Consider the following 18,119-nt stretch of genomic DNA (forward strand, 5'->3'; position numbering starts at 1 on the left):
GCCGAGCGAAGATCAACGCGTCGGAACCGGATGTTCACCGCGATAGTCGTAGAAGCCGCGACCCGTCTTGCGGCCGAGCCAGCCGGCCTCGACGTATTTGACCAGCAGCGGACAGGGGCGGTATTTCGAATCCGACAGGCCCTCATGCAGCACCTGCATGATCGACAGGCAGGTGTCCAGGCCGATGAAATCGGCGAGCTGCAGCGGTCCCATCGGGTGGTTGGCGCCAAGCTTCATGGCCGTGTCGATGGCATCGACCGTGCCGACGCCTTCGTAAAGCGTGTAGATCGCCTCGTTGATCATCGGCAGCAGGATGCGGTTGACGATGAAGGCCGGGAAATCCTCCGAAACGGTAATCGTCTTGTCCAGCTGCTTTACGAAGGTCTTGGCCGCCTCGAAGGTCTGGTCCTCGGTGGCGATGCCGCGCACCAGCTCGACCAGCTTCATCACCGGCACCGGATTCATGAAATGGATGCCGATGAAGCGCTCGGGCCGGTCGGTCTGGGCGGCAAGGCGGGTGATCGAGATCGACGAGGTGTTGGTCGCCAGGATCGCTTCCGGATTGAGCTGCGGGCAGAGCTGGGCGTAGATCTTGCGCTTGATCGTCTCATCCTCGGTCGCCGCCTCGATCACCAGATCGGCAGCGGCAAGGTCGGCCATCGTTGAGGCCGACGAGATGCGCGCCATCGCCTCGTTACGGGCCTTCTCCTCCAGCTTTCCGGACCCGACCTGGCGCGCCATGTTGCCGCTGATGGTGGCAATGCCTTTCTCGATGCGGTCGGATGAGACGTCGTGAATGAGGACCTTGTAGCCGGCCAGCGCCGAAACATGGGCGATGCCGCCCCCCATTTGGCCCGCACCGACAATGCCGATCGTCTCGATCTTGCTCATTACCCCGATCCCGTCTGGAGCATTTCCGCTTCTTCGAAGCGAAGAAACGCTGCCTTGTTGTTTCCCGCAATTCCAGACGCAAAACCGCTGCGCCGTTTTGCTGAAATTGCATTCATTGTCTGTCGCAATTCCGGGCGGAAAACCGCCACGCATCTTTCCCGGAATTGCTTTGTGCCTTCATGGCCTCTTTTTGTGCAGTGCAAACTAAAAGGGCGGGGCGACTTCGTCTACCCCACCCTTTGGATTTTAATATGCCTGAGCAGAAGCCGTCAAAGCGCCTTTTGCAGTTCCGGCAGAATGACGAACAGATCGCCGACGAGGCCGTAGTCGGCAACCTGGAAGATCGGCGCCTCCTCGTCCTTGTTGATGGCCACGATGACCTTGGAGTCCTTCATGCCGGCCAGGTGCTGGATTGCACCGGAGATGCCGACGGCGATGTAGAGGTCGGGCGCCACCACCTTGCCGGTCTGGCCGACCTGCCAGTCGTTCGGGGCGTAGCCGGCGTCGACCGCGGCGCGGGATGCGCCAACGGCGGCGCCGAGCTTGTCGGCGACCGGCAAGATGACTTCCTGGAACTTCTCCGAGGAGCCGAGAGCACGGCCGCCCGAGATGATGATCTTGGCCGAGGTCAGCTCCGGACGGTCGTTCTCGGAGAGCTTGTTCTCGACGAAGGAGGAGAGGCCGGGGTTGGCGACGGCGCCGACCGTTTCGACCGAGGCCGAACCACCCTCCGGGGCGGCCGAGAAGGAGGCGGTGCGCACCGTGATCACCTTCTTGGCGTCGGTCGACTGCACGGTCTGGATGGCGTTGCCGGCATAGATCGGCCGCTTGAAGGTATCGGGCGAGACCACCTCGATGATTTCCGACACCTGGGCGACGTCGAGCAAGGCGGCCACGCGCGGCGCAACGTTCTTGCCCGACGAGGTCGCCGCGGCAATGATCGTGTCGTACGAGCCGGCGAGCGAGACGACGAGGGCCGCCAGCGGCTCGGCCAGACGCTCGGCAAGCTCGTCGGCCTCAGCCAAGAGCACCTTGCGCACGCCCTTCAGCTTGGCGGCGGCGTCGCTTGCTGCCTTGGCGCCCTTGCCGGCAACCAGCACGTCGACATCCGAGCCGATCTGCAGCGCAGCCGACAGCGCCTTGGCGGTCTGGTCGGAAAGGCTTGCATTGTCGTGTTCGGCAATCAGAAGAATAGCCATTGTCTTGTTCCTTTCCCGATCGCTCAGAGCACGCCGGCTTCGTTCTTGAGCTTCTCGACCAGTTCGGCCACGCTCTTGACCTTGACGCCCGCCTTGCGGCCGCCGGGCTCCTCGGTCTTGATCACCTTCAGGCGCGGCTTGACGTCGGCGCCGTAGTCGGCGGGGCTCTTTTCGTCGAGGGGCTTCTTCTTGGCCTTCATGATATTGGGCAGCGAAGCATAGCGCGGCTGGTTCAGGCGCAAGTCGGCGGTGACGATCGCCGGCATCTTCAGCTGCACCGTCTGCAGACCGCCATCGACCTCGCGCGTCACCTTGGCATGGTCGCCGGCGAGTTCCACCTTGGAAGCGAAGGTACCTTGCGCCCAGCCGAGCAGCGCCGCCAGCATCTGGCCGGTCTGGTTCGAGTCGTCGTCGATCGCCTGCTTGCCGAGGATGACGAGACCGGGCTTCTCGGCCTCGACCACGCCCTTCAGGACCTTGGCCACGCCCAGCGGCTCGGCCTGCTCGTCGGTCTTGACCAGGATGCCGCGGTCGGCACCCATGGCGAGCGCGGTCCGCAGCGTTTCCTGCGCTTGCTGCGGACCGATCGAAACGACGACGATCTCCTCGGCCTTGCCGGCTTCCTTCAGGCGGATCGCTTCCTCGACGGCGATCTCGTCGAACGGGTTCATCGCCATCTTGACGTTGGCAAGTTCGACGCCAAGGCCATCGGCCTTCACCCGAACCTTGACGTTCGCATCCACAACCCGTTTCACGGGCACAAGGATCTTCATTTCCTGTCACCTCTCCTGAGATAGTCGGCGCGCTATAGCAGCGTGCGCCTGGTCAGAGTTGTCGAAAGCCGACATTGCGGGCGAAATATCCGTCCGGTGGTGGCGTTTCCGTAGTTGCGGCAATCCGGCGCGTCAATATCCCACAGCGCACTCAAATCGGTTCAGTCCTGGGGGGAAACTGATCCACGGCCCCATTGCGGCTTCGGCTGCGCGGCACTGCCGGCATTCGCGGTGGGTTCGGTCGGAACGGGGGCCTGCTGGATCTTCGGCGTGGGCTCGGGCTCACCGTCGGCACCGGCCAGCAGCGGCACGCCGCGGCTGCGCAGCACCAACACCAGGATGGAGCCGGCGACGATGCCGCCGATGTGGCAGGCCCACGAAACCCGGTCCTCGCCGCCCGCGACAAACATCACGATCTGGAACAGGATCCAGAGGATGAGCGGAATGAAGGCGGGAATGCGCAGCGGGATGCGCGCAAAGGCCAACACCCAGACCTTCACCCTCGGATAGAGGATCAGGTAGGCGGCGACCACGCCGGCAATGGCGCCCGAGGCGCCGATCAAGGGCACCTGCGAATCCCAGGCCACCAAGCCCTGGAAGAAGGCGCCGGCGACCGCGCAAGCGAGATAGAAGATCAGGTAGCGGATGTGGCCGAGCGCATCCTCGACATTGTCTCCAAATACCCACAGAAACAGCATGTTGCCGCCGAGATGAAAGATGTCGGCGTGCAGGAACGAGTATGTTAGATAGCTGAGGCTTTCCGGGATGACGACGAATTCGGGAGAGAGCTCGACCTTGTCGTGGACGACGGAGGGAATGAAGCCAAGGCCAAGCACCGCCGCATTGGTGAAGTTCTCGCCGCCGATCGCGGTCGCCAGATAGATCAGCGCGTTCGCCGCGATCAGGCCGATCGTCACATATTGCAGGCGGATGTGGCGCAGCCTGTTGGTATCGTAGAGCGGGATAAACATCGGATCCTCCCGCCACGCAGGACTGTCAGCGGTTCTTGCCGGGAACCCATAGCACGTCGGCATTTCCGTTGTCATTGACCGCGCGGGCGGCGACGAACAGAAAGTCCGACACGCGGTTGATGTATTTGAGCGCCTCGCGGTTGACGTGCTCGGCCGGATCCTGCGCCAGCGCCACCATGATGCGCTCCGCACGCCGCGCCACCGTGCGGGCAAGGTGAAGAGCCGCCGCGGCCGGCGCGCCGCCGTTCAGCACGAAGGATTTCAGCGGCTGCAGGTCCTTGTTGAGCAGGTCGATATCGTTTTCGACGCGCTCGGTCTGCGCGGCGACGATGCGCAACGGCTCATAGTCCAGAGGCTTGCCTTGGTCCGGCACGGCAAGGTCGGCGCCGAGATCGAAAAGATCGTTCTGGATGCGCGCGAGCATGGCGTCGATGACCGGATGCTGCCCCCCGGTGTGCAGGCGCGCCATGCCGATGCAGGCATTGGCCTCGTCCACCGTACCGTAAGCATCGACCCGCAGGTCGGATTTCAGCCGGCGCTCGCCGCTGCCAAGTCCGGTGGTGCCGTCGTCGCCGGTGCGCGTGTAGATCTTGTTGAGCTTGACCACGCCTTCCTCTTTCGCGTCATTTGCGGCTGAAATACACCGTCAGCATGATCAGCACCAAGGCTACGAATTGCAGCAGCACGCGGGCCTGCATCAGCTTGTTCGAGGTCATGCCGGACCCGCCGCGCATCATGTTGATGAGCCCCCGGATCAGCACGATGACAACGGCGACCATGACGACGATGGCCAGGATGTTGAAGACGGTTGCCATGGGCGGGCTCCAGTTCGGTTTCGGTCAGGCTCGCCTGGCGAGCACGCGGTAGAGCGCTGAAGCCGGCAGGATGCGCTTGAGCAGCACGCCGATTCTGGCCGGCACGGTTACCACATAGTGTGGGCGAGGGCGCTGCGACAGAAGCGCGTGGCGCAAGGCGGCATGGACCACCTCCGGTCCGGCCTTCAGCCGCGAGACGCTGCCGCCGGCGCGCAGCCGGGCCAACTGCGCCTGATAGTCGGCGTGGTGGACCGAGTTCTCGACATCGATGTTCTTCAGGAACCAGGCCAGGCCGTTGCTGGCGATCTTCGATGTCACCGGACCCGGCTCGATCAGCGAGAGGTGGATACCGCTGCCTTCAAGCTCCTGGCGCATGCACAGCATCAGGCCTTCGACGGCATGTTTCGATGCCGAATACGCACCGCGAAAGCGCACAGGGGCCAGGCCGAGGATCGAGGAGCAATGGACGAGCCGCCCGTGACCCTGGCGGCGCATGATCGGCACGATGCGGCGGGTGAGGTCGTGCCAGCCGAAGAAGTTCGCTTCGAACTGCTCGCGCAGCGCCTCGACCGGCAGGTCCTCGACCGCGCCCGGCTGCGCGTAGGCGCCGTTGTTGAAAAGCGCGCCGAGCGTGCCGCCGGTGCGCTCCAGCACGCCATCGACGAAGGCGGCGATGGAATCAGCCTCGCGATAGTCGAGATAGAAGCCCTCGATCCCGTCCCCTCGAGGGCGGCAATGTCGGCCGGCTTGCGCGCCGTGGCGAACACGCGCCAGCCTTCCGCCTTCAAGGCGCGCGCGCAATAGGCGCCTATTCCGGAAGAGGCGCCGGTGACGATAATGGTGCGCAACTCTTTCGCGGAGGGAATCGTGGTTTCACCTGGGGTTGCCATTTGCCGCAATCACTTCCCATATTCGCGGCGTCGACACAATTGAGCGGAGCGCGGGTCCTTGCTCAGGAATATCGTAGCAGTCAAGCGCGTGCTCTACGATGCGATCGGCCATTTCAACACTGACGACGGCTGGGCGATGGCCAGCCATCTGGCGATCACCTCGCTGATGGCGCTGTTTCCGTTCCTGATCTTTGCGACCACCCTGGCAAGCTTTCTCGGCGCGCGCGCCTTCGCCGACACGGCCGTGCACCTGGTCTTCGACACCTGGCCGGAGCAGATCGCCAAGCCCATCGCGCGCGAAGTGCAGAACGTGCTCACCGTGCGTCGCACCGATCTTCTGACTTTCGGCGTGCTGCTTGCTGCCTACTTCGCCTCGAACGGCATCGAGGCGCTGCGGACGTCCCTCAACCGCGCATACCGAATGACCGAGACGCGCGGCATCATCCATCGGCGGGTGCAGAGCATCATCTTCGTGCTGATCGCGACGGCCTGCTTCCTGGCCGTCAGCGTGCTCCTGGTGTTCGCGCCGCTGCTGGCGCGGCTGGCGGAAGCGCATTTCGAATGGATCAGGCCCTATATGGGCACGATCACCATATGGCGCTACGTGATCGCCTCGACGGTCATCATCATCGGCCTGTTTTCGGTGCATATCTGGCTGCCGGCCGGCAAGCGCCGCTTCGTCTCGATCGTTCCCGGCATCGTGTTCACGCTGGTCGCCTGGCTGGCCGGCTCGACCATCTTCGCCACCTATCTCGACCATTTCTCATCCTATGTGACGACTTATGCCGGGCTCGCCTCGATCATGATCGCGGTGGTTTTCCTCTATATCATCTCGGCCATCTTCATCCTCGGCGGCGAGCTCAATGCCGCCATCAGCCGCTATCTCGAGGCCCGTGCGCGGGTCGGTTGAGTTGAGGAGCTGAGGAACTGAGGAACTGAGGAACTGAAGAACTGAAGCACTGAAGAAGAACAAAGCGCCAGTCATTGTCGCCTTTTTCTCCAATTCCTCAGTTCCTCAGTTCCTCGGTTCTTCAATTCCTCTTTTGCTCTCGCCTGCCCCGCCGTCGCCAGGCCGACGCCCAGCGTGGCGATCGCCATGCCGACGATCTGCAGCAGATTGAGCTGTTCGCCGAACAGGACCCAGGCGATGACGGCGGTGACCGCCGGAACCAGGTAGAAAAGGGACGCCACCTTGGACATCTCGCCGTCGCGGATCATCACCATCAGCAGGAAGATGGCGCCGATCGACAGCACCAGCACCAGCCATGCCATGGCAAAGATCAACTCGCCGTTGAGCGTGATGGTGCGCGTTTCGAAGGCGAGCGAGCCCAGGATCATCAGGGCGGAGCCGCCGACATATTGCCACATCGTGGCCGCCACCAGGTCGCCGCCTGAGGCAAAACGCTTCTGCCAGATGGTGCCGGCGCTCATGCCGAGCACCGAGACGAGCGAAGCCGTCAGCGTCGCGGCGGTGACGCCGCCGCCGATGGCGCCGAGCTTCGGCCAAAGCACAATGACCACGCCGACCAGCCCGACCGCGAGGCCGGCCCAATGGCGGGGCAGGATCGCCTCACCCAGGAATTTTCCGGCGAGCACCGCCGTGATCAGCGGCTGAAGGCCGACGATCAGCGCCGAGAACCCGGCCGGCATGCCGCGGTGAATCGCCCAGAACACCGCGCCGAGATAGACGCCATGCATGAGGACGCCGGCGGTGGTGGCGTGCAGGGCCTCGGCGCGGGTCGCCCTGCGCGAACCGAGCGCGACCGTCAGGGCGGCGAGCAGGATCGCCGCCAGCACGAAACGAATGGAGAGGAAAGTGAAGGGCTCGGCCCATGGCATAGCATAGCGAGCGCCGATGAAGCCGGTTGCCCACAGGACGACGAAGGAGGCGGGGATGAACCGCTTGATGCTTTGCATTTTCGGGATAGGCCTGGCCGCAGTGAAGAGATGATGATGGCAATTGCTCTAATGCCGATCATTTCGGCAAGCAAAATGAAATGGTTGATCCATAAGCTCATTAGAATTCAACAGATGGTGCCAACGGGGGCATGGCGTTGAGAAACGCCATGGAGCAAGCATGCTTTTGCATCTCGACTCGACTTGGTTGCTGTTCGCGGTTGCGTCGGTGGCCGTCTTCGGCTTCTTCTTCGGCACCGCGCTCGATGCCATCATGAAAGAAGACGGTTTCGGCTCGACCGGCAACACGCTGCTCTTCACGCTGGGCTTCTTCGTTGCTGTCATCGTCGCCAATGAACATGGCATCAGCCTGAGGGACCTCAGACTTGCGGTTGCCTGGGGATTGAGCGGCGCCTTCGCCTTCATCAGCGTGACGGCGCTGATCAAGGCCGGGCTGGCGCGCCTCTAAGGCAACTCCAGAAAACGGGCGAAGCGGTTTTCCGTGCGGAATTGCCTCAAAACAGTGAGATAGAGCGGTTTCCCGTTTCCTGAAACGGCGAACTGCGCCAATCAAAGCCCGACCAGCCGCTTGACGTCCTGCGCAGACACGCCCGCCTGCCGGAGCGCGGCAAGGCCGGTATCCTTCAGACTCTTGCCCAGCTTCCTGCCGTCCGGCCCGAGGATCAGGCGGTGATGGAAATAGCGTGGCGGCCACAGGCCGAGCAGTTCCTGCAGCAGCCGCTGGACGCCGGTCGCGGAATAGAGGTCCTGCCCGCGCACGACATGGCTGACACCCTGCAGCGCGTCGTCGAGAACGACGGCGAGGTGATAGCTGGTCGGGATGTCGCGGCGGGCCACGATGACGTCACCCCAGACTTGCGGTCTCGCTTCGACGATTTGCGTCGTGCTCATGGTTTCGTCGTTGAATTCGGTCCACGACAGGTGAGGTGAGGCGCGGGCCACGGCCGCTTCGATGTCCAGCCGCCAGGCGAATGGCATGTTCTCGGCAATGCGGCGCTTGCGCTCCTTGACCGGCAAAGCCTTGTCCAAAGAAGGATAGAGCGGCACGCCATCGGGGTCGCGCGGCCAATCACGGCCCTGCTTTTCGGTCTCGGCAATGAAGGCGCGGATCTCGCCTCTGCTCATGAAGGCAGGATAGACCAGTTCTTCGGCGATCAGCCGGTCGAGCACGGTGCCATATTCGGCGAAATGCTCCGACTGGCGCCGAACCGGCTTCTCCCAGGCCAGCCCCAGCCATTCCAGGTCGCGAAAAATGCCGGCCTCGAATTCCGGCGTGCAGCGGGTGACGTCGATGTCCTCGACGCGCAGCAGCAGGCGCCCGCCCGCTCGCGCCGCCATCTGCTGGTTGAGCAGCGCCGAATAGGCATGGCCGAGATGCAATTCGCCATTGGGGCTCGGCGCGAAGCGGAATGTCAGCAGTGTCATGTCCAAGGCGGCATTCGGGTTGTCAGGCGCTTCAGCCGGTTGATAGTTTTGGAAACGGTCTCCAGCCATCAATTGCCACTTCGCGGGCGCCCTGGGAACAAGCAACGTGCAACGCATCGCCTCGCTCGACGACATTGCGGCAGGGCTGGACGCGCTCTGCCGCATCGATCCGAGACTGGAGCAGGTGCGCGACAGGGCGGGCGAAGTGCCGCTCAGGCTGTCGGAGCCGGGGTTCGGCAGCCTCGCCTCGATCATCGTCTCGCAACAGGTGTCGCGCGCCAGCGCCGACGCCATCTTCGGCCGGCTGACCAAGCTGGTCGATCCGTTGACGCCGGAAGGGATTCTGTGCGCCGGCGAAGACATATTTCGCGAGGCGGGCCTGTCGCGGCCGAAACAGCGCGGGCTGATCGCGGTCGCGCAAGCGGTGGCCGGCGGGCTCGATCTCGATCACCTCTGCTCGGTCGATGCCGGCGAGGCGATCTCGGCAATGACAGCGGTGCCCGGCATCGGCCCGTGGACGGCGGAATGCTACCTCCTGTTCGCCGCCGGCCATCCGGATGTCTTCCCCGCGCGCGACGTCGCGCTGCAGAGAGCGGTCGGTCATGCGCTCGGCATCGAGCCGCGTCCACCGGAGAAAATGCTCATCCGGCTGGCCGAATCATGGAGCCCCTGGCGAGGGGTCGCATCGCGGCTTTTCTGGGCCTACTACCGCGAATTGAAGGGCAAAGACGCCGCACCCGTCGAACAAACCGTCAAAAAAGCCTGAAAATCGCGCCTTTTGGACATCTCGGGCGCGTGACAATCCGCTTCACATCCCTGTCATGTCGGGCTTACAGTATCCGCGGCGTTCGGTTCTAGAGCGAAGGAGGCCAACGACGTGACGGTTGCCGTATCTCCGGATGGGCTTCCCGCACTGGTGCTGAATGCGGACTACCGTCCGCTCAGCTATTACCCCTTGTCGCTCTGGTCGTGGCAGGACGCCATCAAGGCGGTCTTCCTCGACAGGGTCAACATCGTCGCCGAATACGAGCATGCGGTCTCCTCGCCGACCTTCTCGATGAAGCTGCCGAGCGTGGTCAGCCTGAAGGCCTATGTGAAGCCGTCGCGGCATCCCGCCTTCACCCGCTTCAATGTCTTCCTGCGCGACCGCTTCCAATGCCAGTATTGCGGCACGACCGAGGACCTGACCTTCGACCATGTCGTCCCGCGCCATCGCGGCGGGGCGACGACTTGGGACAACGTCGTCGCCGCCTGCTCGCCCTGCAACCTTAGAAAAGGCGGCATGATGCCGGCGCAGGCCAAGATGTGGCCGCTGCAGAAGCCGTATCAGCCGACGGTGCACGACCTGCACAACAACGGTCGCCTGTTCCCGCCCAACCATCTGCATGAAAGCTGGATGGATTATCTCTACTGGGATGTCGAGCTGGAGCCGTAGAGTTCGGCACAAATCCGCCATGCTGGCCGCCTGACGCAGCTTTCTGCGCTTCCGGTGCTCACGTACTCAAGTACGCTCCGCTCCGGTTCTCGAAAGCCGCGCCATCCGACTCAGCCTGCCGAATTTTGTCCGAACTCTGCGTCGTGCCACTCAATCGAATTGGCTCAATCGGGCGACAGCGCGCTGCGGAAGGCGACGGCGGCCAGGATGAAGCTGGCGATGGCATTCCAGCCGGCGAGCGACAGGCCAAGGATGCGCAAGGCCGCCTTGTCGCAGGAGGGCGGCACGAACTTGTCGAGGGCATCGAGCACGCCCTTGCCGCCAGTGTCGACCGGGCCCGCGCCCGCGGTGCAATCGGCTGGACCCGGCCACCAGGCCCATTCGACGCCGGAGTGATAGACGCCGAGATAGAGGCCATAGAGCATCAAGAAGCCGCCGATGGCCAGCAGCCCGCGCGTCACCCAGGCCGGCGCGCGCAGCACGGACGCGATCACCGCCACCACCATCAGCGGCGCGCCGATATAGTAGGGCGTGCGCTGCTCCAGGCAGAGATGGCAGGGGATGTAGCCGCCGATATATTGGAACGCGAGCGCCGAACCGACGGTCGCCGCCATGGCGACGGCAAGAAACAGTGCGGCGCGCGTCTGCTGGTTCGCGGTGTCGGCAGTCATCGTCGCTGTCATCGGTTTCGGTCCGTTCGTTACGCTTACGCGTGGGCGTATCTGACGAGCATATAGAGCAAAATAAGGGCAGCGGCGCCGGCGCCGACAATCAATCCCAAACGCTTTTCGATGAACTCCTTGATCGACTCGCCATAGCGGCGCAGCAGCCACGCGAGCAGCAGGAAACGGGCGCCGCGCGCCACGATGGCCAGCCCGATGAAAAGCAGGAGATTGACGCCGATGACGCCCGACAGGATCGTCACCACCTTGATCGGCGGCAGGTGGGCGGCGCCCGAAGTGATCAGCATCAGGATGATGAAGCCGACGCCCGACGAGGTCCGCAACTGCTCGAACTCATCATATTTGCCGTAGAATTCCAGGATCGGCTTGGCGACCGCCTCGTAGGCATAGTGGCCGATGAACCAGCCGGCGACGCCGCCGAGCACCGAGGCGACCGTTGCGACAAGCGCATAGCGATAGGCGCGCTCGGGCTTGGACAGGGCCATCGGCAGATAGAGCACGTCGGCCGGCACCAGGAAGACGGAGCTTTCGACGAAAGCGATGACGGCCAGCCACCATTCGGCCGATTTGCGCGCCGCCAGCGACAGGGTCCAGTCGTAAAGTCCGCGAAGCATCGGCTCTCCTAATGCGGTTGACGCAATTCCGGACGGAAAACCGCCGCGCACTTTTCCTGCAATTGCTCTGGTCGCCCGACAACACTGCCGTGGTTTTCGGCCACCGGCAGGCACGAAACAAGCACCCAAAGCGCCGCAGCCAGGCTTTCGCCGGGGCAGCCCAATAGCTCGCCTGTCTAGAAAGATTCTCCGCGCCGGACAATGGCGATGCCGTTTTCAAACCGAATGACGGGGCATCCGGTGCGATTGGCGCTGGCAAATCGGCAACGGGCCAGTTGACGAAGACCCGTCCGACCGTATAGTCCGCGCCCATCCAGGCCGCCCGGCCTGAGCCCCTATGGCGGAATTGGTAGACGCGCTCGACTCAAAATCGAGTTCCGCAAGGAGTGCTGGTTCGATCCCGGCTAGGGGCACCACCCTTCGCTCTCCGAGCTTCGGGTGGCAGGCCACTCAAAGATGGTTAGACTGCGATGCCTTGGTGCAGGACCGTCGACGGATTTGATCCAGCGACGTTCGTGGATCAGCAATCCTAAGCCGGCGCCCTGGTCGCCACTTTACCGTCGCCAGAAGTCGCGATGCGCAGCGAGAAGCTCGTCCTCAATTTCGGGGAAGGGGCCGTGAACCTCGATCTTCTTCTGGCCAGAGCCAAGCACGACGCGCGAGGGCAGGCTCATCGTCGGGTTTTCGGGATGGTCGCCGGTCAGCGCGAGAAGCTTGCTCTCCTCGTAGCCGTAGACCAGCCGGCCGATGTTCGCCCAGTAAAGCGTTCCGGTGCACATCGCGCAGGGTTCACCGGTCGAGACCAGGGTGCAGGTCCAGAGAAACTCCGGCGAATAGGCATCCGCCGCGCGCCGCGCGAGTTCGGTCTCGGCGTGATGCACCGTGTCGATATTACCCTGGCGCATGAGGATCGCGCCGTCGGGCCCGACCAGCACCGCACCGAATGGGTGATGGCCATGCGCGACCACGCCGCGGGCAACGGCATCGGCCGCGAAAAGGTGAGCGATCATCTGGTCGCGCGTCATATCGCCCAGCCTAAGGCGCGTGAGGCCGCATGGGAAGGGGCGGGCAAGTTATCTCGATACGAATCTGTTCGGGGCCATAGCCGGGCGCCACGCCTTGCGCGGCCAAGGCCGCAGTCGCAGGATCGACGTTCGATTTGAGAGTCGTCATGGACCCTGCCTGCGGCTCGTTCTAAACATTCCTCGTCGCTTGATTTCAGAGGAGGCGCTGCATGGACCGGCTCACTGGCGGTTGCCTGTGCGGCAATGTGCGGATTGTGGCGTCGGGACGCCCATACCGGGTCTGCATCTGTCACTGTCTCGATTGCCGCAAGCATCATGGGGCGCTTTTTTATGCCGCCGCGGTATTCCCGCAGGATGCGGTGACGGTCGAAGGCGAGACCCGCGACTATGCCGGGCGGTTCTTCTGTCCGCGCTGCGGCTCGTCTGTTTTCGCACGCACGGCGAACGAGATCGAAGTGCACCTGGGATCCCTGGACGCCCCTGACCAGTTGAAGCCGACCTATGAAAGCTGGACCATCCGTCGCGAGTCGTGGCTGCCGCCATTTCCGGTCGCGACGCAATACGAGCGCGACCGCGACGCCGCGAGTCCGTTCGAGCCCTAGTGCGGTTCAGCTTTTCACAGAATCGCTGACCGCTCTAAGTTCTTGATTTTGCGCAATTCCGGACGGAAAACCGCTACGCACTTTTCCTGGAATTGCCCTAGGTCGCATCATTTTCCGCGTCGGAGCCGGCGCGTCACTCCGGAAGGCCGGCCTTGCGGAAGCCGTCGACGAAATGCTGCTGCGTGGCGGCATCGCGGAACGGCTCGGTCCAGACCCAGTGGCTGGTGGTGAAATGCGGGTTGGCGACGAGGAACATCTCGACCTCCGCGCGGGCCTCGTCGAGCCGGCCGAGCTGGGCAAGGCTTGCCGCCAGGAAACGGCGCGAGCTTGTGCGATAAGTCTCGTCCGTGCGCAGCGTCTCGATGGCGGCTTCGTAGTCGTGGGCCGCATATTGCGCCGCGCCGAGCGTCAGATAATACCAGCTGGCCGGATAGGGGTTCAGCCGGAACGCCTTGCGAATATGCTCGAGGCCTTCATCAACATGTCCGGCCAGGACCACGATGTCGGACAGTGTCGCCCAGATGTCAGCCTCGTTCGGGTCGAGCTCGATCGCCCTGGCGAACTCGGCATCCGACTCCTCGAAGCGGCGTTCATATGCAAGCAGGTTGGCGAGCACCCAGCGGCAGCCGGCATCGTTGGGATCGATCGCCACGGCCTTGTGCGCCAGCTCCAGCGCGATACTGCGGTTCGGCTCAACGGGTTCCCCCCAGTGCACCCATGACATCCAGTGGTTCATGGCAAGCCAGCGATAGGCCTCGGCGTAGTCCGGGTCGAGCGACACCGCGCGCGTCAGCAGCAGATGCGCTTCGCGGGCCGACTGCGGCGAGTCGTCGATCAGCTTGCGGGCCCGCACGCAGAGATCGTAGGCTTCGAGATTCCTGGGCCGATTGCGCGGCGGCGGCGCGCGCAGCCGGCCAAGCAGCGCCTCCACGATCTTGGCCGTCACCTCGTCCTGGACGGCGAAGATATCCTCGAGGCTGCGGTCGAAGCGCTCGGCCCACAGATGTTCGCCGCTCACCGCATCGACCAGCTGGGCATTGATGCGCACGCGCCCCGCGGCGCGTCTGGCACTCCCCTCCAGCAAGTAGCGAACGCCAAGGTCCTCGGCTATCCTGCGCACGTCCATGGCCCTGCCTTTGTAGGCAAAGGCCGAGTTGCGGGCGATGACGAACAGGCCGCCGATTCTGGACAGGTCGGTGATCAGGTCCTCGGTCAAGCCATCGGCGAAGGATTCCTGCTCGGGATCGTTGCTGAACGCAACGAAGGGCAGCACGGCTATCGACGGCTTGTCGGGCAGCGCCAAGGGTTTTCGCTTCGTGCCCCCGTCGCGCTGTTCGATCGCCCCCGTGAAGCGGTAACCGACGCGCGGAACCGTGGCGATCCACTCACCGCCATCGGCGGCCGGGCCAAGCAGCTTCCTGAGCTGCGCGATCTGAACGGTGAGGTTGCCTTCCTCGACGGCCGTGTCCGGCCACGCGGCATCCATCAATTCGGCCTTGCCGAGGATTTCGCCGGGCCGCGCTACCAGCGCCGAAAGCAACTTCAGCCCCCGGTAGCCGGCGGCAACGGGAACATCATTCCGAAGCAGCGTTCCCGCATCCGGATCAAGCACAAACGGACCAAAGGCAAAGCGCGATCCCTGCATACGGGGCATCTATAGCCAATTTGGAAGTTTTGAGAACTATTTGGGAGCGCTTAATTACGGCGCCGTCTGCATGCTTCAGAATTCAACCTCTTTCAGATCGGAGGCCTCCGGGCCCGTATGGAGGTTGCCATGAATGATACCTGCACCCTGGCGTCAGCCCCGCATCAGGCAGCGCGGACCGGAACGCCCGCGGCACGGCCCTCGCGCCGGCGCAACACCCTGGCCGCCCTGCGAAGCATCATCGCGTCCTGGCGCGCGCGGGCCTATTTCCGCCGGGATCTCAAGCGGATGTCGGAGACCAATCCGCATCTGATCGACGATATCGGCCTGACGAGAGAGCAGGCCGAGGAGGAGATCGCCAAGCTGCCCTTCTGGCAGCGGTAGAGCGGTTCACCGCTTCATGGAAATGGCAAGCAGGCCAGCGCCGGATGCCATCGCCTGCGCAAGGCTTCTCATCTAGCGCCTTTTCAGCAGGCTCCGCATGCGGTTGCGCAGGAGACGCGCCATGTTGCGGGTCTCGCGGTAGAGATGCAGTTGCGATGCGGCCTGGCGGGTCTGGCGGTCGGCGTCGGGCGTCAGTCCGACGACCAGCGTGCCGAACGGCTTGCGCTCGCTCCACAGGCGGCTCATCACCGGGTGGTCGGGCACCGCGCAGGAATCGCTCATCACGATGTTGGGATCGTCGAGGTGCTGCTTTGTCACCTCGATCATCAGCAGCGTGCCGGGCGAATAGGCGGACAACGTCTCGTCATAGGCCGTCTTCCAGGTGTATGCGACACCCGCCTCGACGAAGACGATGAGGCAGGCGACGGTGCGGCCGTCGAGCGTCAGCGAATGGATGCGGCACATGTCCTGCTCGGCCAGCCCGTGCACGGCTTCGCGGGCGAAGGCGGCGCGATAGCGGTCGATCGCCATGGCCGTGCGTTCCCGCCCTTTCCAGCCGGCGGCCTCAAGGGTCAGGAAGCTCTCGATGGCGTGGCGGATCTCCTCCGGCCCGCGCGCCACCTCGTGCTCGAGCTTGCCGAGATCGGCAAGGCGGCGCTTCAGCCGGCGGAACTCACGGTAATGGTGCGAGCGCAGCGAGGCTTTGAGGTAGTCCTCGCCGTCGGCGTCGCTTTCGAGCACCGGCCGCTCGATCCTGCCGGTGGTGACCAGGGTCAGTCCGCGGCTGTCGGCAAAGGAGGTCAACAGGCTCGCCACCGGGCCGTCCAGCCTGATGTCCGGCAGCACGAAGACCTTCGGCAGCTTGAGATGCGGCCGCGAAAGCATCGCGAAGAAATCCTCGATGACTTCCACCGGGTCGTCGCGGTCGACGAGCGGCGTGCCGAGCGGGCCGAACGGGCTCGACCAGGTGCGCATGACGGGGACGCCGAGGGGGATGCCCGGGCGCTCGACCGAGAACGGCACCAGAAGCCGCAGCCGGCTGCGGAACTCGTCGCCGTCGCGGATCACCGCCAGCCGCACCTCGCGATCTTCCAGCCGCGGCATGGCGGGCGCCAGGAAGCGCGGGTTGAAGAAGACGTTGGGCTCGATCGTGCGGGTACAGAGATAATCGAGCTCGTCGACCAGATCGAAGCCGGCCGATGCCGGATAGATGGCGAGCTTACGCTCGGGCCGGTTGTTGGCGAAGAGCTCGATATGGGCGGGATCGACCTCGCGCGCCAGGCCGGCAAGGCCGGACACCATGGCGCCGGCGGGGCCGCCGCTGGTCTCCTCGAGCAACGGGACGGCGGCCATCAGGCAGTTTCCTTCTTTGCAGGCACGAAGACCGCCATGACGATGCCGAGCTTGCGCCAGACGGTGAAGGACAGTGCGCTCGCCTCGAAGACCATGGCCAGGCTGGTGGCGATCGCGGCGCCCCACAGGCCGAAGAACGGGATCAGCATCACGTTGAGGCCGATGTTGAGGGCGAGCGTCATGGCATAGACGGCGGCGCAGATGTTCTGGTTGCCGCTCATGGTGAGCAGGCTCTCGCACGGGCCGACGGCGGCGCGCGCCACCACGCCGAGCACGAGCAGGAAGAGCAGCCGATAGCCGGCCGTGAATTCGGGGCCGAACAGCACCAGCATCGGCTCGCCGAGCACCAGGACCAGCAGCGCCATCGCCAGCGAGGGCCAGAAGGTCCAGGACACCGTCTCGCGGGCGAAAGCGGCGAGGCGTTCGGGCTCGCCATGGGTGAATTGCGCATAGCGCTGGGCAACGCCGGCCTTGACGGCGAAATAGACGAAATGCACCAGGGCAAGCGTCTTCACCGTGGCGAAATAGACGGCCACGTCATTGGGATCGAGATAGGCGCCGACCATCAGCACGTCGGCATTGGTGAGCAGGAAGAAGAAGCTCTCGACCAGAAAGATCGGTAGCGACACCAGGAACCACCGGCCGAAATGCACGGTCATCGGCCCGGCCGGAACCTTGCGCTGCATGCGCGAGGTGACGCCAATCAGCTGGCCGAGCGTTGTCACGTAGGTGGCGGCGATCGAGGCGAAAATGGCGGTTTTGGCATCGGGCGCGTAGTTCAAGGCGAGCATTGCCGCCATGAAAACCAGGATCAGCACCGGCCGCACCAGATAGGTCGGCGACAGCGCGAACAGCGCCCAGGAATTGGCGCGCGCCAGTCCCTGCAGCAGGTCGCCCATCGCAATCATCGGCAGGCAGATCATGCCGAGGATGAAGGGGATGACGTAGTAGGCCTCGATCCAGCCCGAGCACAGCCACACGCCGAGCGCGCCGAGGCCGGCAATCAGCGTCGAGGCGGCGATCACGAAAAGGCGGCTCGCCAGCACGATGCCGCGCAGCTCGGCCAGCATGCCGCGCTCGCGATATTCCGGGATGAAGCGGATGACGGAAGTGTGGAAGCCGAGGCAGGCCAGGTTGCCAACGATCACCATCGTCACCCAGACCAGCACGAAGATGCCGTATTCGAACGAGCCCATCCAGCGCGCCATCAGCACCTGGCTGACGAAGGCGATGACGGCGCTGACGATGCGGATCGAAAACGCGATCAGCGACATGCGGCCGGCTTGCCCGCGCTCGTCGGCGGTGAAGAGGACGGCGTCGATGCGGCCAAGCAGTGGTCGCATCCGCAGCGCCCAGCGCTGCGGCAGCAACCGCCCGGCAGTCGTCGCCGCGGAAAAGCGCACCCAAAACTCTCCGTTTTCCGCCTCTTTCCAGCGTTCCGGTCTAGCGAAAACCCCTTAAGAAACGGTTGGGTGAGGCTTCGTTCTCCCGCGACGA

20 protein-coding genes, 1 tRNA gene and 1 pseudogene are annotated in these 18,119 nt (G+C 64.0%); 7 read left to right on the plus strand and 15 right to left on the minus strand.

Going from position 1 to position 18,119, the window contains the following annotated elements; genetic code table 11:
• Positions 1–12 precede the first annotated feature (12 nt).
• From EJ074_RS21250 to EJ074_RS21280, 7 genes and pseudogenes are all read right to left on the minus strand, one after another.
• Positions 13–891: a 3-hydroxybutyryl-CoA dehydrogenase gene (locus EJ074_RS21250; protein WP_095804487.1), complete on the minus strand. Its 879-nt coding sequence runs from the start codon at positions 889–891 to the stop codon at positions 13–15.
• A 269-nt stretch (positions 892–1,160) separates the two neighbouring features.
• Entirely contained in the window at positions 1,161–2,090 is a 930-nt protein-coding gene (locus EJ074_RS21255; RefSeq protein WP_095804486.1) for an electron transfer flavoprotein subunit alpha/FixB family protein, read from the minus strand.
• 23 nt (positions 2,091–2,113) lie between these two features.
• Positions 2,114–2,863, minus strand: coding sequence for an electron transfer flavoprotein subunit beta/FixA family protein (locus EJ074_RS21260; RefSeq protein ID WP_095804485.1), 750 nt, complete (start codon positions 2,861–2,863; stop codon positions 2,114–2,116).
• Positions 2,864–3,024: 161 nt separating this feature from the next.
• Complete coding sequence (locus EJ074_RS21265; protein ID WP_095804484.1) at positions 3,025–3,834, minus strand: rhomboid family intramembrane serine protease; 810 nt, start codon at positions 3,832–3,834, stop codon at positions 3,025–3,027.
• A gap of 25 nt (positions 3,835–3,859) precedes the next feature.
• On the minus strand, positions 3,860–4,441 hold the full coding sequence (locus EJ074_RS21270) for a cob(I)yrinic acid a,c-diamide adenosyltransferase (protein ID WP_095804483.1): 582 nt from the start codon (positions 4,439–4,441) through the stop codon (positions 3,860–3,862).
• 16 nt (positions 4,442–4,457) lie between these two features.
• Positions 4,458–4,649: a twin transmembrane helix small protein gene (locus EJ074_RS21275; RefSeq protein ID WP_095804482.1), complete on the minus strand. Its 192-nt coding sequence runs from the start codon at positions 4,647–4,649 to the stop codon at positions 4,458–4,460.
• Positions 4,650–4,673: 24 nt separating this feature from the next.
• Positions 4,674–5,539, minus strand: a pseudogene (locus EJ074_RS21280) (SDR family oxidoreductase).
• Between the two features lie 58 nt (positions 5,540–5,597).
• On the opposite strand from EJ074_RS21280, the gene EJ074_RS21285 reads away from it, so the two are divergent.
• Positions 5,598–6,449, plus strand: a complete 852-nt coding sequence (locus EJ074_RS21285; protein ID WP_095804480.1) for a YihY/virulence factor BrkB family protein — start codon at positions 5,598–5,600, stop codon at positions 6,447–6,449.
• A gap of 71 nt (positions 6,450–6,520) precedes the next feature.
• On the opposite strand, the gene EJ074_RS21290 is transcribed toward EJ074_RS21285, so the two are convergent.
• Positions 6,521–7,456 carry a DMT family transporter gene (locus tag EJ074_RS21290; protein WP_129553718.1) on the minus strand — a complete coding sequence of 312 codons (936 nt, stop codon included), beginning with the start codon at positions 7,454–7,456 and terminating at the stop codon, positions 6,521–6,523.
• 160 nt (positions 7,457–7,616) lie between these two features.
• Here EJ074_RS21290 and EJ074_RS21295 point away from each other — a divergent pair, with 160 nt between their 5' ends.
• Positions 7,617–7,904 carry a hypothetical protein gene (locus EJ074_RS21295; RefSeq protein ID WP_095804478.1) on the plus strand — a complete coding sequence of 96 codons (288 nt, stop codon included), beginning with the start codon at positions 7,617–7,619 and terminating at the stop codon, positions 7,902–7,904.
• A gap of 101 nt (positions 7,905–8,005) precedes the next feature.
• Here the strand turns inward: EJ074_RS21295 and gluQRS are convergent, their stop codons facing one another.
• Positions 8,006–8,881, minus strand: coding sequence for a tRNA glutamyl-Q(34) synthetase GluQRS (gene gluQRS / locus EJ074_RS21300; protein ID WP_129553719.1), 876 nt, complete (start codon positions 8,879–8,881; stop codon positions 8,006–8,008).
• 106 nt (positions 8,882–8,987) lie between these two features.
• On the opposite strand from gluQRS, the gene EJ074_RS21305 reads away from it, so the two are divergent.
• Positions 8,988–9,647 carry a DNA-3-methyladenine glycosylase gene (locus EJ074_RS21305; RefSeq protein ID WP_129553720.1) on the plus strand — a complete coding sequence of 220 codons (660 nt, stop codon included), beginning with the start codon at positions 8,988–8,990 and terminating at the stop codon, positions 9,645–9,647.
• Between the two features lie 111 nt (positions 9,648–9,758).
• Complete coding sequence (locus EJ074_RS21310) at positions 9,759–10,316, plus strand: HNH endonuclease (protein WP_095804476.1); 558 nt, start codon at positions 9,759–9,761, stop codon at positions 10,314–10,316.
• Between the two features lie 164 nt (positions 10,317–10,480).
• On the opposite strand, the gene EJ074_RS21315 is transcribed toward EJ074_RS21310, so the two are convergent.
• The gene (locus EJ074_RS21315) at positions 10,481–10,999 is read right to left on the minus strand and encodes a disulfide bond formation protein B (protein ID WP_129553721.1); all 519 of its coding nucleotides are present in this window, start codon (positions 10,997–10,999) and stop codon (positions 10,481–10,483) included.
• 23 nt (positions 11,000–11,022) lie between these two features.
• Positions 11,023–11,613: a YqaA family protein gene (locus EJ074_RS21320; protein WP_129553722.1), complete on the minus strand. Its 591-nt coding sequence runs from the start codon at positions 11,611–11,613 to the stop codon at positions 11,023–11,025.
• A 331-nt stretch (positions 11,614–11,944) separates the two neighbouring features.
• On the opposite strand from EJ074_RS21320, the gene EJ074_RS21325 reads away from it, so the two are divergent.
• Positions 11,945–12,029: transfer RNA gene (locus EJ074_RS21325), tRNA-Leu, on the plus strand.
• 138 nt (positions 12,030–12,167) lie between these two features.
• On the opposite strand, the gene EJ074_RS21330 is transcribed toward EJ074_RS21325, so the two are convergent.
• On the minus strand, positions 12,168–12,638 hold the full coding sequence (locus tag EJ074_RS21330; RefSeq protein WP_129553723.1) for a nucleoside deaminase: 471 nt from the start codon (positions 12,636–12,638) through the stop codon (positions 12,168–12,170).
• A gap of 209 nt (positions 12,639–12,847) precedes the next feature.
• Here EJ074_RS21330 and EJ074_RS21335 point away from each other — a divergent pair, with 209 nt between their 5' ends.
• A complete protein-coding gene (locus EJ074_RS21335) occupies positions 12,848–13,240 on the plus strand; it encodes a GFA family protein (protein ID WP_129553724.1) in 393 nt (130 codons plus the stop codon).
• Positions 13,241–13,373: 133 nt separating this feature from the next.
• On the opposite strand, the gene EJ074_RS21340 is transcribed toward EJ074_RS21335, so the two are convergent.
• Entirely contained in the window at positions 13,374–14,894 is a 1,521-nt protein-coding gene (locus tag EJ074_RS21340) for a winged helix-turn-helix domain-containing tetratricopeptide repeat protein (RefSeq protein WP_245454743.1), read from the minus strand.
• A 120-nt stretch (positions 14,895–15,014) separates the two neighbouring features.
• On the opposite strand from EJ074_RS21340, the gene EJ074_RS21345 reads away from it, so the two are divergent.
• On the plus strand, positions 15,015–15,269 hold the full coding sequence (locus EJ074_RS21345; RefSeq protein ID WP_129553726.1) for a DUF1127 domain-containing protein: 255 nt from the start codon (positions 15,015–15,017) through the stop codon (positions 15,267–15,269).
• Positions 15,270–15,341: 72 nt separating this feature from the next.
• On the opposite strand, the gene EJ074_RS21350 is transcribed toward EJ074_RS21345, so the two are convergent.
• Positions 15,342–16,622, minus strand: a complete 1,281-nt coding sequence (locus EJ074_RS21350) for a GNAT family N-acetyltransferase (RefSeq protein ID WP_129553727.1) — start codon at positions 16,620–16,622, stop codon at positions 15,342–15,344.
• On the minus strand, positions 16,622–18,025 hold the full coding sequence (locus EJ074_RS21355) for a lipopolysaccharide biosynthesis protein (protein ID WP_095804459.1): 1,404 nt from the start codon (positions 18,023–18,025) through the stop codon (positions 16,622–16,624). The genes EJ074_RS21350 and EJ074_RS21355 overlap by 1 nt, the downstream gene beginning before the upstream one ends.
• Positions 18,026–18,119: the final 94 nt, after the last annotated feature.

The sequence above is a fragment of the Mesorhizobium sp. M3A.F.Ca.ET.080.04.2.1 genome, assembly GCF_003952525.1.
Classification (GTDB): Bacteria; Pseudomonadota; Alphaproteobacteria; order Rhizobiales; family Rhizobiaceae; genus Mesorhizobium.

Coding starts and splice junctions, on each gene's coding strand:
- EJ074_RS21335 (WP_129553724.1), top strand. CDS start 12,848: ATGGACCGGCTCACTGGCGGTTGCCTGTGCGGCAATGTGCGGATTGTG.
- EJ074_RS21315 (WP_129553721.1), bottom strand. CDS start 10,999: ATGACAGCGACGATGACTGCCGACACCGCGAACCAGCAGACGCGCGCC.
- EJ074_RS21265 (WP_095804484.1), bottom strand. CDS start 3,834: ATGTTTATCCCGCTCTACGATACCAACAGGCTGCGCCACATCCGCCTG.
- EJ074_RS21255 (WP_095804486.1), bottom strand. CDS start 2,090: ATGGCTATTCTTCTGATTGCCGAACACGACAATGCAAGCCTTTCCGAC.
- EJ074_RS21350 (WP_129553727.1), bottom strand. CDS start 16,622: ATGGCCGCCGTCCCGTTGCTCGAGGAGACCAGCGGCGGCCCCGCCGGC.
- EJ074_RS21295 (WP_095804478.1), top strand. CDS start 7,617: ATGCTTTTGCATCTCGACTCGACTTGGTTGCTGTTCGCGGTTGCGTCG.
- EJ074_RS21250 (WP_095804487.1), bottom strand. CDS start 891: ATGAGCAAGATCGAGACGATCGGCATTGTCGGTGCGGGCCAAATGGGG.
- EJ074_RS21275 (WP_095804482.1), bottom strand. CDS start 4,649: ATGGCAACCGTCTTCAACATCCTGGCCATCGTCGTCATGGTCGCCGTT.
- EJ074_RS21260 (WP_095804485.1), bottom strand. CDS start 2,863: ATGAAGATCCTTGTGCCCGTGAAACGGGTTGTGGATGCGAACGTCAAG.
- EJ074_RS21290 (WP_129553718.1), bottom strand. CDS start 7,456: ATGCAAAGCATCAAGCGGTTCATCCCCGCCTCCTTCGTCGTCCTGTGG.
- EJ074_RS21340 (WP_245454743.1), bottom strand. CDS start 14,894: ATGCCCCGTATGCAGGGATCGCGCTTTGCCTTTGGTCCGTTTGTGCTT.
- EJ074_RS21320 (WP_129553722.1), bottom strand. CDS start 11,613: ATGCTTCGCGGACTTTACGACTGGACCCTGTCGCTGGCGGCGCGCAAA.
- EJ074_RS21330 (WP_129553723.1), bottom strand. CDS start 12,638: ATGACGCGCGACCAGATGATCGCTCACCTTTTCGCGGCCGATGCCGTT.
- gluQRS (WP_129553719.1), bottom strand. CDS start 8,881: ATGACACTGCTGACATTCCGCTTCGCGCCGAGCCCCAATGGCGAATTG.
- EJ074_RS21345 (WP_129553726.1), top strand. CDS start 15,015: ATGAATGATACCTGCACCCTGGCGTCAGCCCCGCATCAGGCAGCGCGG.